At 61.2% G+C, this 15307-nt stretch carries 14 protein-coding genes; 12 read left to right on the top strand and 2 right to left on the bottom strand.

Features of this window, described 5'->3' with window-relative positions:
- Positions 1–11: 11 nt before the first annotated feature.
- Positions 12–1871 (bottom strand): cation:proton antiporter, encoded by a 1860-nt coding sequence (locus FHT28_RS27830; protein WP_168597975.1) that lies wholly within the window; start codon positions 1869–1871, stop codon positions 12–14.
- Here FHT28_RS27830 and FHT28_RS27835 point away from each other — a divergent pair.
- Positions 1863–2219, top strand: coding sequence for a helix-turn-helix transcriptional regulator (locus FHT28_RS27835; protein WP_052212128.1), 357 nt, complete (start codon positions 1863–1865; stop codon positions 2217–2219). The genes FHT28_RS27830 and FHT28_RS27835 overlap by 9 nt on opposite strands.
- Before the next feature lie 98 nt (positions 2220–2317).
- On the opposite strand, the gene FHT28_RS27840 is transcribed toward FHT28_RS27835, so the two are convergent.
- Entirely contained in the window at positions 2318–3814 is a 1497-nt protein-coding gene (locus FHT28_RS27840) for a glycosyltransferase family 39 protein (RefSeq protein ID WP_168597976.1), read from the bottom strand.
- 721 nt (positions 3815–4535) lie between these two features.
- On the opposite strand from FHT28_RS27840, the gene FHT28_RS27845 reads away from it, so the two are divergent.
- The 11 genes from FHT28_RS27845 (at position 4536) to fliF (ending at position 14815) form a co-directional block, all read left to right on the top strand.
- Positions 4536–6182, top strand: coding sequence for a globin-coupled sensor protein (locus FHT28_RS27845; RefSeq protein WP_168597977.1), 1647 nt, complete (start codon positions 4536–4538; stop codon positions 6180–6182).
- Positions 6183–6245: 63 nt separating this feature from the next.
- Positions 6246–6542, top strand: coding sequence for an STAS domain-containing protein (locus FHT28_RS27850; RefSeq protein WP_037203221.1), 297 nt, complete (start codon positions 6246–6248; stop codon positions 6540–6542).
- Positions 6539–6904: a chemotaxis response regulator CheY1 gene (gene cheY1, locus FHT28_RS27855; RefSeq protein ID WP_168597978.1), complete on the top strand. Its 366-nt coding sequence runs from the start codon at positions 6539–6541 to the stop codon at positions 6902–6904. The genes FHT28_RS27850 and cheY1 overlap by 4 nt, the downstream gene beginning before the upstream one ends.
- Before the next feature lie 16 nt (positions 6905–6920).
- Complete coding sequence (locus FHT28_RS27860; RefSeq protein ID WP_168597979.1) at positions 6921–9206, top strand: chemotaxis protein CheA; 2286 nt, start codon at positions 6921–6923, stop codon at positions 9204–9206.
- 4 nt (positions 9207–9210) lie between these two features.
- Entirely contained in the window at positions 9211–9678 is a 468-nt protein-coding gene (locus tag FHT28_RS27865; RefSeq protein ID WP_037203223.1) for a chemotaxis protein CheW, read from the top strand.
- Entirely contained in the window at positions 9675–10583 is a 909-nt protein-coding gene (gene cheR / locus FHT28_RS27870) for a protein-glutamate O-methyltransferase CheR (protein ID WP_037203224.1), read from the top strand. Before FHT28_RS27865 ends, cheR begins: the two co-directional genes overlap by 4 nt.
- Positions 10580–11623, top strand: a complete 1044-nt coding sequence (gene cheB / locus FHT28_RS27875) for a protein-glutamate O-methylesterase CheB (RefSeq protein ID WP_037203225.1) — start codon at positions 10580–10582, stop codon at positions 11621–11623. The genes cheR and cheB overlap by 4 nt, the downstream gene beginning before the upstream one ends.
- Positions 11623–12012, top strand: coding sequence for a response regulator (locus FHT28_RS27880; protein WP_037203226.1), 390 nt, complete (start codon positions 11623–11625; stop codon positions 12010–12012). Before cheB ends, FHT28_RS27880 begins: the two co-directional genes overlap by 1 nt.
- Entirely contained in the window at positions 12009–12563 is a 555-nt protein-coding gene (gene cheD, locus FHT28_RS27885) for a chemoreceptor glutamine deamidase CheD (protein ID WP_037203228.1), read from the top strand. The genes FHT28_RS27880 and cheD overlap by 4 nt, the downstream gene beginning before the upstream one ends.
- 16 nt (positions 12564–12579) lie before the next feature.
- Positions 12580–12969 carry a hypothetical protein gene (locus tag FHT28_RS27890; RefSeq protein ID WP_168597980.1) on the top strand — a complete coding sequence of 130 codons (390 nt, stop codon included), beginning with the start codon at positions 12580–12582 and terminating at the stop codon, positions 12967–12969.
- A 166-nt stretch (positions 12970–13135) separates the two neighbouring features.
- Entirely contained in the window at positions 13136–14815 is a 1680-nt protein-coding gene (gene fliF / locus FHT28_RS27895) for a flagellar basal-body MS-ring/collar protein FliF (RefSeq protein ID WP_037203232.1), read from the top strand.
- Positions 14816–15307: the final 492 nt, after the last annotated feature.

Here is a 15307-nt window from a genome sequence, read left to right on the forward strand (position 1 = left end):
AAAAGATGCCTTCATTCCTTTGCCGGCGCGGGCTCCGGCGGCTCGGTCATGATATCAGGACGCTCCGCGTCTTCATAGTGCGGCCTGTCATGATGCACTTGCGCGAGCCGGTCAACCATGCCAAGCGCGATTTCTCGCTCTCCCATGATGACGGTATCGGCGCCGTATTGCTTCAGCACGTCGATCTCGATATCGGAATGCGCCCGTGCGACGATCAGCAGCGGAGGGTTGATCGCCCGAGCCTGCTCGGCGATGCTGCAGGCTTCGAATGCGTTGGGAATGGCGATGACCAGGCTGCGGGCTGCGGCGATATTGGCATATCCCAGCACCAGCGCCGAGGCGGCATTGCCGTAGATCGCTTCGATCCCTGCCTGCTTGAGCTCGCCGATCCGCTTTTCGGAATCCTCGATGACGACGAAGGGCGTAGCAGACGATTTCAGATTCTCGCCGACGATGCTGCCGACCCGGCCATAGCCTATCAGCACGGCGTGACCGGTCATGGTGACCCTGCGCAACTCTTCATCGACTTCGGCGGCAGCTGGCTGTTCGGCAGGAATGGGCGATGGCTCGACGGTCGCCACCTTATCGGCCTGCACAGCTGCCTGCTCTCCGCTTTCGGGTGTCTCGCCGCCCTGCCGCCTGGCGTCCAGCATCTTGCGCAGCCAGTCGCAGGCGATGAAGGCGAGAGGGTTCAGGATGATCGAGATGATCGCGCCGCCGAGAATGAGGTCGCGCCCTTCGCTCGGCAGCAGACCGAGTTCGACGCCGAGGGCAGCGAGGATAAAGGAGAATTCGCCGATCTGCGCCAGACTGGCGGAGATGATCAATGCCGTACTCATCGGCTTGCGGAAGGCGAGCACGATAACGAAGGAGGCGACCGATTTGCCGATGACGATGATGAACACGGTCGCGAGCAACGGCAGCGGATTGTCGATCAGGATATTGGGGTCGAACAGCATGCCGACGGAAACGAAGAAGAGCACGGCGAAGGCATCGCGCAGCGGCAGGCTTTCCTGTGCTGCCCTGTGGCTGAGCTCGCTTTCCGAAAGGATCATGCCGGCGAAGAAGGCGCCGAGCGCCAGCGAGACGCCGAAGAGCTTTGCCGCGCCAAAGGCGACACCGAGCGCGATGGCGAGGACGCCGAGGCGGAAAAGTTCGCGCGAACCGGTGTGAGCGATGCGGTGGAGGATCCAGGGAATGACCCTGCGCCCGACAACCAGCATGAGGCCGACGAAAGCCGCGACCTTGAGCAGCGTCACCCCGATGATGCCGGTGATGCCGAGATCGAGGCCGAGCAGCCGGCTCAAGCCGGCCGACAGCGGCTCGACGCTGCCGTGGCCGTTACCGGAAATGCTGGCCGCCGCCGGAATGAGCACGAGAGCCAGAACCATCGCGAGGTCTTCGACGATCAGCCAGCCGACCGCGATCTTGCCTCGCTCGGTCTCAACCAGCCGCCGCTCCTGCAGGGCTTTCAGAAGCACGACCGTCGAAGCGACCGAAAGCGCAAGGCCGAACACCAGGCTGCCGCCGAGCGGCCATCCCATCAGTGTGCCGAGGCCCCAGCCGAGGAGGGTGGCAAAGCCGATCTGGACGATTGCGCCGGGAACGGCGATGCCGCGCACCGACAGGAGATCCTTCAGCGAGAAATGCAGGCCGACGCCGAACATCAGAAGGATGACGCCGATTTCCGCCAGTTCCGGCGCGAGGTTCTGGTCGGCAACGAAGCCCGGCGTATGCGGGCCGGCCAGCACGCCGGCGATGAGATATCCCACCAGCGGCGGCAGTTTGAACCGGTTGGCGATGGCGCCGAGGATGAATGCCAGGACAAGGCCTATGACGATGGTCGAAATCAAGGGCGTGTCATGTGGCATTGCCGTCTCCTCGACGCTGGAAATCCTGTGCGATTATGCTATAATTTGGTTTATGTTGACCAATATGGTTGGTTTTTGATCGTGAATCAAGGCATGAAACCAATGATTCTGACCCCGGCGCTGTGTCGCGCGGCACGTGGCCTGCTCGATTGGACTCAATCGGACATAGCGGAGAAGGCTGGCGTATCGCGAAGCACGATACGCGACTATGAAGGCGGCCATCACGAAATCCACCGGGCGACCGAGGCACAACTGCGCCTCGCCTTCGAGGAAGGCGGCGTCGTTTTCACGGAGATGCCGGGTCTCGGCTGGGGGCTTTGCCCGCGCGCGCCTGTCATTCGCGATTAGAGCAATTCCAGGAAAAGTGCGTAGCGGTTTTCCGTCCGGAATTGCGTAAAAACAATAGCATAGAGCGGTCGGGCGATTCCGTGAAACACGTAACCGCTCTAGGATTTGGGCGACAGGCAGCTCGCCGGGACGCGATAGGCGTAGAGCGTCTTTCCCTTCATGTCACCGAGATCGGGCGACCAGCTCTTCACCAGCTCCGCTTGGCCCCCGACACAGTCGAACGGATCGTCGGAGACATAGAGCACGCTGCCGGTCACGGTCGCTGGCAGAGAGAAATTCTGCTCGTAATAGCTTTTCGGGAAGCCGCCGAAGTTGCGCGCATAGATGTGGAACGGCTTGCCCTTCAGCGTATAGAAGAGATCGGCGAGAATATCGCGGTCTTCGCCGACGATATCCGGTGTCTTCGCCGTTGTGGCGATGTCGGCGATTTCCAGGCTGATGGCGCTGCGGCCGATATAGCGCTTCATGACCAGATCGCCGTTGGGCAGCTTGATGTCATAGGCGAAGACGGTCAGGATCGGGATGACGAAGGCGACGACGCCACCGATGATCAATGAGGTGACCAATCCCTTTTTCGTCAGCCGATAGAGCAGCCAGACGGCGAGGATGGTGCCGGCGGCATAGGCGGTAACAGCCCAATTGGCATAGGCCTTGGCGAAAAGGGCCTGCAGGGTGATCAGGGCCACCACCGGAACGGAAAACCAGAACAGCAGCTTTTCCCGGTCGTCGCTCTGGCCCCGGATCAGCCGCCACCCGGCCCACAGCATGGCATAGAAGACAACCGGCCCGACCACGCCGAACTGCGCCCCGACGAACCCGAGTGCGCTCAGCACGTGTTTCAGCAGCCCGCCGTTGCCGCCGCCCGTGCCCCAATGGGCGATGGTTTGCGTATGGCGCACGGTCGCCGCTCCATGGGTGACGTTCCACCACAGATTGGGCGCAACGACGATGGCGCCCGCAATGGCAGCGATTGCGACGTCGCGCCAGGCGATGCGGGCAGAGCGCAGCGTCAGCATGGCGAAGCCGACGCCCGGCAGCAGGAAGAGTACCGAATATTTGGTGAGGAAGGCTATGCCGAGACTGATACCCAGGATCAGCGCCTCGAGTGCAGAGGAGCGCTTCGTGAGGCCGAGAAAAGCCCAGATCGCAATGGTCACGAACAGAATCTGGATCGTGTCTGTCGATACCAGCACGGCCGAGAGCGAGGCGGCAGGCAGGGTGATGAAGATCACGCCGACCCAGGGCTCGATATCGCGCCCGGCATCTCCGTCGATCAGCCGCCGTGTCGTGCGCATCAGCATCAGGGCGGTGGCGAGATGAAAGAGCGGCGCCGATACGCGGATCCAGAATGTCGAATCCGATCCCGATATGGTGTTGAAGAAGCGGATGACCCAGGCGATCATCGGCGGCTTGGAATAATAGCCGAAGTCCAGGTTCTGACCCCAGAACCAATATTGCGCCTCGTCGACGAACAGGTCCGTCCTGTTGAGCAGCAACATGATCACGCGCCAAAGCGTGACACCGAAGATGATTGCAAGGCCGAGCCCCAGCGAAAGTTTCTGGGTGTCTGTTCGGGAATGGGTCGTATCGGGCATTGACTGATGGATCTCGGTGCCGGGTCGTGGGGCTTAATACGGAACTATCAAGCTCAATGCTAGCTCCCGGCGGCCGGGAAAGATGGCGAGACGCCCGTTGCCGCCGCCGCCAAAAGGCTCCGCGGCCGATTTTTGCGTCCGAGATACCGGGTAGGTCTTCCCTAGAGGACGCGAGATGCGGTCTTGCCGCGCGCCTGTTCTATGCGGCATAGAAGCATGAACGCCGCCAGCGTCAGGCTGGCCATCAGCGAGGCGGTCAAACCAAGAACAATCATTGCTCTCTCCGTATCGACATCGAAGGTGTCTATGCCTTCAGCAGTAGGGCATGAAGCTTGCTCGTGACTTGCGATCGGCAGCTTTTTTCGGTCGGCTGAACGTTCATGAAGCGCATCGCTAAATTAGGGCTGTTCGAAACAGGACGCTCGGCATGATGTCATTAACCTTCGGGCAAGGAATTAACCATAAACATTGAGCTTGAACGTCGGAATGGGAAAATTGTGACTCGTTCTCACCAGGCATGAAGCCGCCCCGCCGTACCGTGTAGATCCGGTATCCATCTCATCAGACAGGTCCGCAAAAGACTTTGATGAACGAGCGAGCTTCAGCGCCTAGATCACACGATCGAAGGCTAAAGGCCCCTTTCTCGCCTCCTCATAGCGTCCGGCGCGGATCATCAGCGGTTTCGCCAGCGCTTGGGCGCGCGGCAGTTGCGAGGACGATTTTGGCGCAGGATTCGCCGTCAGATCAGGCAGGTAGGGCGCAGGCTGGCAGCCTTCGCGACCGCTTGCGTTTTGCTGGCCTCGACGCCGGACAATGCGAAACCTTGCGCCGCAGCCGACCGATGCTCGAAGCCCATCTCAAGGCTGGCCTTCGCGATCTCTTCCATCGGTTCCAAAGCTTTCCGGACGCCGCCCGCAATTTTACGAGTGAAAGCCAGCTCCAACGGCTTCAGGATCTGCAAACCTCGCATTGGGACGTGCTGACGGATGCGCGCTTCGACAGTCTCTATGCCGAGCGTGTCAAGGTTCTCTCCGACAGCGAAAGCAAGATGGGGCTCGATCCGCGCTGGCATGTCGCGGGCCACGGGGTGGTTCTGGAGCATATGCTTGCCGGTATCATCGACGAGATGGGCGCCCGCGCCATCCTGCCGGGAAGCAAACGTCGTGCCCGGGAACTGAGCGAGCTCGTCGCCGCCGTCATTCGCCTCGTCATGGTGGATGTCGAGATTGCGGTGTCGCTTCGGTTCAATGAATTGCGTGTCGGCCACCAGCGCGCGCTTGCCGAGCAGCGGGCTGCCGATCGCGCCGAGGCGGCCGACCTCATTGCGGAAGTCGTCAACGGTCTTGCCGTGCGCGACCTGACGGTTCGCCTGCCCATGGATTGTCCCGAAGCCTATGCGGAAGTGGCCGAGGCCCTGAACGCAGCTCTCGACGACATCCAGCAGCAATTTGCCGCTCTGTCCGGTGGTGTTCAGGCGGCGGAGACCGCAACGGACGCCATCGCCCGCGCGTCCAGATCCTTCGCCGAGGCTTCGGCAGAACAGTCGCAAGGGCTTGCAGCGTCCGCGCGGCAGCTCGCTGAACTGGCCGATCAGGTGCGTGGCAATGCGGCCAATACGCGCTCGGCCGAACGCGCCGCCGCTTCTACCCGGGTGGCTGCGGAAGACAGTGGCCGGATTGTCGGCCAGGCCATATCGGCCATGTCGGATATCGAGACCTCGGCCGAAAAGATCGGTCAGATCATCGGTGTCATCGACGAGATCGCCTTCCAAACCAATCTGCTTGCCCTGAATGCCGGCATCGAAGCCGCCCGCGCCGGCGACAGCGGTCGCGGTTTTGCCGTTGTCGCGCAGGAAGTTCGCGCCCTGGCGCAGCGTTCCGCCGATGCCGCCCGCGAGATCAAGGTTCTGGTGACCGGCACCAAGGCACAGGTGGATGCCGGCGTGCAGATGGTCGGCCGTACGCAGGACGCGATCGGCAGCATCGTTCGCCAGGTGACCGACATCAATGACGTCATCTCCGGGATCGCGACGGCCAGCGATGAGCAGGCCGTCGGCCTGCATTCGGTCACGACCGATATCGGGGGCTTCAGCCAACGCGCTGCTGCGGGGGAAAGCCTCGCAAGCCGCGCGCACGAAGGCGCCGATCATTTGCAGACCGTCGTCGTTGAGCTTGGCCGGACGATCCGTGAATTCCGCATCGAACGCGAACGGCGCCATGCTGCCGCGCCGGTGCAGGTGGCGGCCGCGCGCCAGCGCCAGCTTCCCGGTCGCGACGAGTTCGTTGCCCGGCGGGATGAGGACGATGTGTCCGAATTCGATTTTCCGCTTCGCAGGATCGGCCTGGGAGGCGAGCGGAATGCCTATTGATGTCTCTGTTTTATGCGCATGCGGGCCGTCAGGCCCGATTTCAGACAACTAAGGAATGAAGCGATGCGGAGTAGGAAAAGCGAAAAGGCAGTCAGTCTGGCCGCGGTGCTGGACCTCAACGAGGCCGCGGCACTTCGCGGCAAGTTGATGGGGTTGCGCGGCAGCAATGTCGTGATTGATGCGTCCGGCGTCGAGAGGATCGGGGCCCTGTGCGTTCAGGTCATCATGGCCGCTGCCAAGACGTGGAATGAAGACAAGCTGTCCTTCACTTTCTCCAAGGTGTCGGACGCATTTCAGAAAACGATGCAGGTGATCGGGGTGGATATCTCCCATCTGCTTGCCAAGGAGATCCGGCAATGAAGAAAAAAGTTCTGACCGTGGATGACTCACGGACCATTCGAAACATGCTTCTCGTCACCCTCAACAATGCGGGCTTCGAGACCATTCAGGCCGAAGACGGTGTCGAGGGCCTGGAGATTCTGGAAGAAGCCAACCCGGACGTCATCGTCACCGACATCAACATGCCGCGTCTCGACGGGTTCGGCTTCATCGAGGGCGTGCGCCGCAACGACAAATACCGCGCCGTTCCGATCCTCGTGCTGACGACCGAGAGCGATGCTGAAAAGAAGAACCGTGCCCGCCAGGCCGGTGCGACCGGCTGGATCGTCAAGCCGTTCGATCCCGCCAAGCTGATCGAGGCCATCGAGCGTGTAACCGCTTAAACAGGATTCACCCCTCATGGATATGAACGAAATCAAAGAGATTTTCTTCCAGGAGTGCGAAGAGCAACTCGCCGAACTGGAATCCGGTCTCCTGAAAATGAATGATGGCGACCGCGACCCGGAAACCGTCAATGCCGTATTCCGAGCTGTTCATTCCATCAAGGGTGGGGCGGGGGCCTTCGGTCTGGACGATCTGGTCGCATTCGCCCACGTCTTCGAGACCACGCTCGATTGCGTTCGATCCAACAAACTGGAGCCGACTCAGGATGTCTTGAAGGTCATGCTCAAGGCCGCCGACGTTCTGGCCGACCTGACCAATGCCGCCCGCGACGGCGGCAGTGTCGATCAGGCGCGCAGCCGGGGCCTGGTCAAGGAGCTGGAGGCGCTGGCGCACGGTGCCCTGCCGGCACCATCCGCCGCTGTTGTCGCCGAGGCGGCTCCGAAGGCCGCCACACCCGCGCCCGCGCCGACGGATGACAGCGGCTTCCAGCCGATCCCCTTCAGCTTCGATGATGATTTCGGTGCCGACGAGGCCGCTGGCGCCGTACCGGAATACGAAGTCAGCTTCCGCCCGCGCTCCGATCTCTACGCCAAGGGCAACGATGCCACGCTGCTGCTGCGCGATCTCGCGCGCTTGGGCGAGATGAGCATCTATTGCGACGTGGATGAGTTGCCGGGTCTTCCCGAACTCGATCCGGAAGCGGCCTATTTCAAGTGGACGATCTCGATCAAGACGGACAAGGGCGAGGATGCCATTCGCACCGTCTTCGAATTTGCCGAATGGGATTGCGACCTTGATGTCCGGCAGGTCGCAGATGCCGCCGGGCCTTCCGGTAACGAAGAATTGCCGATGGTGCCCGTGCCCTTCGATCTTTCCATCCTCGACGAGGAGAGCACCGAGCCGGAAGCCGAGCCGATCGAGGAAGCACCGCTGCCGAAGAGCGATGCGGCCGCGGCCGTTGCGGCGGCTGAAACCGCCAGCAACGTCACCCAGCTTGCCGCTGTCGCCGCTCGCGTCGAAAAGAAGGAAGCGGCCCTGGCCGCTGCCGCCGCTGCCAACGCCGCCGCCGCGCAGAACAGCGCTGCCGCCGCTGCGGGACAGACCATTCGCGTCGACCTCGACCGCGTCGATCGACTGATCAACCTGGTGGGTGAGCTCGTCATCAATCAGGCCATGCTGTCCCAGAGCGTCATCGAAAACGACAACAATGGCACATCCTCGATCAACATGGGCCTCGAAGAGCTGCAGCAGCTCACCCGCGAGATCCAGGACAGCGTCATGGCGATCCGCGCCCAGCCGGTGAAGCCGGTGTTCCAGCGCATGTCGCGTATCGTGCGCGAAATCGCCGACATGACGGGCAAGTCGATCCGTCTGATCACCGAGGGCGAGAACACCGAGGTCGACAAGACAGTCATCGACAAGCTCGCCGAACCGCTGACCCACATGATCCGCAATGCCGTCGACCACGGCATCGAAACCCCTGAAAAGCGCGAGACGCTCGGCAAGAACCCGGAAGGCACCGTCCGCCTGACGGCAAAGCACCGTTCGGGCCGCATCCTGATCGAGCTTGCCGACGACGGCGCCGGCATCAACCGCGAAAAGGTGCGCCAGAAGGCCATCGACAATGATCTGATCGCGGCCGACGCCAATCTTTCCGACGAGGAGATCGACAACCTGATCTTCCTGCCGGGCTTTTCGACCGCCGACAAGATTTCCGACATCTCGGGACGTGGTGTCGGCATGGACGTGGTCAAGCGCTCGATCCAGGCGCTCGGCGGCCGCATCAACATCACCTCCAAGCCGGGGCAGGGCTCGGTCTTCACCATGAGCCTGCCGCTGACGCTTGCCGTCCTCGACGGCATGGTGGTGACGGTTGCCGGCCAGACCCTGGTCGTGCCACTGACCGCGATCGTCGAGACGCTGCAGCCGGAGGCCGCCGCCATCCATTCCTTCGGCGCGAACCATCGCCTGATCTCGATCCGCAACAGCTTCTGCCCGTTGGTCGATGTCGGGCGCATCCTGAATTTCCGCGCCACACAGGCCAATCCGGTCGAGGGTGTCGCACTGCTGGTCGAATCGGAAGGCGGCGGTCAGCGCGCGCTCATGGTCGATGCCATTCAGGGTCAGCGTCAGGTCGTCATCAAGAGCCTTGAAGCGAATTATACGCATGTGCCCGGCATTGCGGCCGCGACCATCCTCGGCGATGGCCGCGTCGCCTTGATCCTCGATGTCGATGCGGTGGTCGGCGCTTCGCGTGGCCAGTCGCTGAAGGCCGAGATTTCTTACGCAGCGGTGGGGTAAGTCTATGTCCTATGCCGTCAAGAACCTGACCCAGGAAGACCGCGAGCTGATCGCCTTCCGGATCGGCGACCAGGAATTTTGCATCGACATCATGTCGGTTCGCGAAATTCGCGGCTGGACACCGGCTACAGCAATGCCGCATGCACCTGCCTACATGCTTGGCGTCATCAACCTGCGTGGCGCGGTGCTGCCGATCGTCGATCTCTCGGCCCGGCTCGGCATGAAGCGTGCGGAACTGACTGCGCGGCATGTCATCATCGTGGCGCAGGTCAAGCGAAAGGTCGTCGGCCTTCTGGTCGACGCCGTGTCCGACATACTGACGATCACGACCGACAATATCCAACCGACACCGGAAGTCTCCTCGGACCATGAGCGGCAGTTCGCGCGCGGCATCGTCGCAATCGAGCGCCGCATGATCTGCCTGATCGAACTGGAAGCCCTGTTTCCTGAAAACGAAAGCGAAGCTGCATGAGCGTGATGGGAGCAATAGATCTCAAGGCATCGCCAGACGAGGTCCTGGCCAGCGGCGAATATCCGCTGACCCGGCGCGATCTCGCCGAGATCGCCGCCATGATCTATGCGGATGCGGGCATTTCCCTCAACGAAAGCAAGGCGTCGCTGGTCTATTCACGGCTGTCGAAGCATATTCGTGCGTTGGGCCTGCGGGGCTTCAGAGACTACTGCCTGCTGGTTTCCTCTCCGGCGGGAAGCGCTGCACGGCGCGAGATGCTGTCGCATCTGACGACCAATTTTACCCGTTTCTTCCGGGAAAATCATCATTTCGATCATCTTCGCGATGAGGTTCTGCCTGGTCTCCTCGCCCGCGCCAAGGCCGGAGGCCGTGTGCGGATCTGGTCGGCTGCCTGTTCCGACGGGCAGGAGCCCTATTCGATAGCATTGACGGTTCTGGCGCTCATGCCGAATGCCGCGGACTTCGATTTCAAGATTCTGGCGACGGATATCGACCCCAAGATCCTCAGTCTGGCCCGCGCAGGCGCCTATGACGAAGCAGCCCTCGAGACGATCTCGCCTGCCATGCGCAAGCAATGGTTCCAGGATGTTGATGTTCAGGGGCGACGCAAGTTCCAGATCGACGATCGCGTCAAGCGGCTGATCACCTACAACGAGCTGAACCTGATGGCGCAGTGGCCCCTCAAGGGTGCCTTCGACGTCATCTTCTGCCGCAACGTCGTCATCTATTTCGACGAACCGACACAGGTGAAGATCTGGTCGCGCTTTGCCGGACAGCTGCAGGAGGGCGGCCACCTCTATATCGGCCATTCCGAGCGGGTTGCCGGCGAGGCGAAACATCTCTTCGACAATGTCGGCATTACGACCTACCGCTATCTCGGTAAAAACGCGGGGAGAAAGTCATGAGCGCCGCTGCCCGTGTTCTCGTGGTCGACGATTCCCCGACCATGCGTGGCCTGATCACCGCTGTACTGCGCTCCGATCCGGAGGTCGACGTCATCGGTCAGGCCGGCGATGCTCTTGAAGCACGCGCTGCGATCAAGGCGCTCAATCCGGATGTCGTCACGCTCGATATCGAGATGCCGAACATGAACGGCCTCGATTTTCTGGAAAAGATCATGACGCTGCGGCCCATGCCGGTCATCATGGTATCCACAATGACACATCGCGGGGCGGATGCGACGCTCGCCGCGCTGGAAATCGGTGCGTTCGATTGTGTCGGAAAGCCCTCCCCGGGCGAGCCGCACCCCTTCGGCGACCTGGCGGAGAAGGTGAAGGCCGCCGCCCGCTCGCAGCGGCAATATGTCAAGCCCGCCGCCAGCCGTACGCCGCCGCCGGCCGTTGCCGATTTCCGCGTCGGCCGCAAGATCGTCGCCATCGGCTCGTCCACCGGCGGCGTCGAGGCATTGATCAACGTGCTGCAGAAATTTCCGGCCAACTGCCCGCCGACGGTCATCACCCAGCATATGCCTCCGAGCTTCACGCGCAGCTTTGCCGAGCGGCTGAACCGCCTCTGTGCGCCTGTCGTGGAGGAGGCGACCGACGGGGCACGGCTTGAAATAGGCAAGATCTATCTGGCGCCCGGCGGCGAAAGGCACCTGCGGGTCGCCAACGCTTCGGCACCCCATTGCCGTCTGGCAGACGGTGGGCCGGTGAACGGCCATCGCCCTTCCGTCGACGTGCTCTTTGATTCGGTCGCCGAACTGGCGGGCCGCAATGCCGTCGGCGTGATCCTGACCGGCATGGGGCGCGACGGCGCCTCCGGTCTTCTCAAGATGCGTCATGCCGGCGCGCGCACCATCGGCCAGAATGAAAAGACCTGCGTGGTCTACGGGATGCCGAGGGTCGCCTACGAGCTTGGTGCCGTCGAACAACAGTTTCCGCTGAACGCCATTGGCGAGGAAATTTTGAAAATAACAGCCGCCCGAAAGGAAGGGAGCGAATAATGTCTCTAGCGGAGAAAATCAAAGTTCTGATCGTCGACGATCAGGTCACCAGCCGCCTCTTGTTGAGTGACGCGCTGACGCAGCTCGGGTTCAAGCAGATCACGGCTGCCGGTGACGGCGAACAGGGGATGAAGATCATGCAGCAGCAGCCGCATCATCTGGTCATCTCCGATTTCAACATGCCCAAGATGGATGGGCTCGGCCTTCTTCAGGCCGTCCGCAACAATCCGGCGACCAAGAAGGCGGCCTTCATCATCCTGACGGCGCAAGGCGACCGCGCTCTGGTTCAGAAGGCGGCACAACTCGGGGCCAACAACGTTCTGGCCAAGCCTTTCACCATGGAGAAAATGAAAGCGGCCATCGAGGCCGTGTTCGGAGCGCTGAAATGATTGCTGAGGGTGCGGTCCGTCGCATGCACATCATCCAGGGTGAGTACAAGGTTGTCAGCGATCCGGACGTGGTGCTGGCGACCATCCTCGGCTCGTGCGTGGCGGCCTGCCTGCGTGATCCGGTCGCTGGCGTCGGCGGCATGAACCATTTCCTCCTCCCGGGAATGGCGACTTCGCCGATGAGCGGTGGCGATGCGACGCGTTACGGCGTGCACCTGATGGAACTTCTGATCAACGGCCTCCTGAAAAAGGGCGCGCGGCGTGATCGGCTGGAGGCTAAGGTCTTCGGCGGCGCCAAGACGATCGCGACCTTTTCCAATGTCGGTGAGCAGAATGCGGCTTTCGCCATGCAGTTTCTGAAAGACGAAGGTATCCCGGTTGTCGGCTCCAGCACGGGCGGCGAGCATGGGCGCAAGATCGAATATTGGCCGATCTCCGGACGTGCCAGGCAATATCCGCTAACCGGCGCAGAGACGCAGAAGACCGTGGCGCTCGAGCAGCGTCCGGTTGTTGCACCCAAGCCGGTCGACAACACGATCGAGTTTTTCTGATCAGCGAGGCTACTGCATGACCCCCTTCCAGCGTGCCGAAACGTCCACCATCGAGGAAACGCTTCCGGCCATCCTTCTGCGCATTGTTTCCGAATTGCATGACGTCGCCTATCTGATCGAACGCATCGAACCGCAACTGCTCGATATCAGTGGTATCAACGTGCTCGAATCGCCCGACACGATGAAGGTCATCCAGGGTATCGATCTCGCCGTCCAGAAGACGCGCGGCATCGCTGAATTCATCGACACGATTGCCGGCGCCATGCCGGAGGGCTGGACGGTCGATCTTGCGACGGCCTTGAGCCTGGTCAAGCTGACGGAAATGCAAAAGGCGCTCGGCGGCGGCAGTTTCCATGCGCACTCCCAACCCACGGCGAAAGCCGCCGGCGATTTCGATTTCTTCTGATCGAAGCCGCCACGGTAAATGCTGCTTTTCTTATATAATTTTCTCTAATTTACTCCGGCTTTTTTCCTGTTTTTCGGCCCGACGAAACGTTCGCACAAGTTTCGATTTCTATTTTCGCTGCACGGCACAAAGCCATCAGGTCTTTGACGAATCGTGCGAGAACAGAATGAATCTGTTAAATCAATTAGTTCCCTTGTTCCGGAATCTCCAGAATCTCGGGAGAACACGCCTGCTGATCATGGGCGGCGTGGGCGCAGCTTCCATTGTGCTGGTCCTTCTTGCCGCCCTTTACGTCAATAAGCCCACCCAGGAGACGCTTTATGTCGGCCTGGATGCCACTGATCTCAATCAGATCAGCATCGCGCTTGCCGAAGCAAAGATCAACTTTCAGGTCGGTACGGATGGTACCAGCCTGACTGTGCCGACCGGCATGACCGGCAAAGCCCGCGCTCTTCTCGCCGAGCGTGGTCTGCCGAATAGCGGCAATGCCGGCTATGAGCTGTTCGACAATGTCGGTTCGCTCGGCCTGACCTCATTCATGCAGGAAGTCACCCGCGTTCGTGCGCTCGAAGGAGAAATCAGCCGCACGATCACCTCCATCGCCGGCATCAGCGCGGCGCGCGTGCACATTGTCATGCAGGATGTCGGCAACTTCCGAAAGGCGGATCAGAAGCCGACTGCCTCGGTCATGATCCGCGCCAGTGCGGAAGCGGCGCGCAAGTCGGCGCCGGCTATCCGGCATCTCGTCGCGTCCGCCGTTCCGGGTCTTGAGGTCGATGACGTCACGATTCTCGATTCGACCGGCCAGTTGCTTGCCTCCGGCGACGATCCCAGCAACGGTGCGCTCAGCCGCAATCTCGGCATCGTGCAGAATGTGCAGGGCGAAGTTGAGTCGAATATCGACAAGGCGCTCGCACCCTTCCTCGGCATGGACAACTTCCGCTCCAGCGTAACGGCGCAGCTCAATACCGACAGCCAGCAGGTGCAGGAAACCACCTTCGATCCGGAATCGAAGGTCGAGCGCTCCGTCCGCACGGTGAAGGAAGCGCAGAAGTCGCAGCAGAGCCAGCCCGACAGCGCGGCAACCGTCCAGCAGAATATTCCGCAGGCGGCCCCGCAATCCGGCGGCAACACGCCGACCTCGAACGATCAGTCCGACAAGCGCGAAGAACAGACCAACTACGAAATCAACAGCAAGACGACGGCGACGACACGCAACAGCTACAAGATCGAGAAGCTGTCCGTCGCCGTGGTCGTCAACAGGGGCCGCGTCGCGCAGATGGTCGGCCAGGGCGCGGATCAGGCGAAAATCGACGCCTATATCGCCGAGATGCAGAAGATCGTGGCGACTGCGGCCGGCGTCGATCCGAGCCGTGGCGACATCGTCACCGTCAATGCGATGGACTTCCTCGACAATCAGTTGCTCGACGACAATTCCTCCAGCTTCAGCGTCACGGATATGCTGGGCCGTAACATGGCCGGCATCATCAACTCGCTCGCCTTCGTCGCGGTTGCCTTCCTGATCGTCTGGGTCGGCTTCCGCCCACTGATCCGCTCGCTCGGCGCTGGCGCGGGCAGCGGCACGGCTCTGCCGGAAGCAGCGGGCCTGGAACTACCGGACTTCGCTCCCGCGGTCGAGGGACCCGGCGCCGCCCTGATGGACGGCTTTGGCTCGGATTTCGGCTTCGACAGCACCGACGATTTGCTGACGATGGGCGACGATGGCGGCACCTTCAACCGCCGCGTCAAGGAAGGGCCTGAACGCCGCCTCTCGCGGATGGTGGAGATCAGCGAGGAACGAGCCGCGAAGATCCTCAGAAAATGGGCCGTCGACCAGGCAGCCTGACGAAAGGACCGGGAGAGATCCCGGTCCTTTCTCATTTGAGGGTACTTGAAATGCCGCTCTTCCCTTGCCCTTGCCGTCCTGGGGCCTCTCTGATTCAACTGGGTAATTTGACGTGTGCGTAAGATGGAATTTCACTGGAAATGCCGTTGCTGGGTAGAAAGAATCGACTTACAACTGATATGCCTTTCCGCAATGGTTGTTTAAGCAGCGCGATTCGGCCCTCGATTTCCGTGTTTCGCAGGTTCGAAGAGTTTGCAGAGTCCGGGAACGCGGAAAAATCAATTCATGGTTCGATGGTTGTGTATGCGGCGATTGATGCCAATGCGATTGCCGACATGGAATTCAGTAGTGAGTGCGCTCATCTGCCCCGCCCGCGCCGGGATGTATTTTAGTCGCGGAAGAGAATGAATCGGCGCGAATGCCTTGCCGAGAACCGAAAGCGGCTTTCTTGGCAATGCGCTGGGCGCTGACGGAACAATGCTCTCGTTTGAC

It is taken from the genome of Rhizobium sp. SG570, assembly GCF_012275345.1.
GTDB classification, from domain to species: Bacteria; Pseudomonadota; Alphaproteobacteria; order Rhizobiales; family Rhizobiaceae; genus Rhizobium; species Rhizobium lusitanum.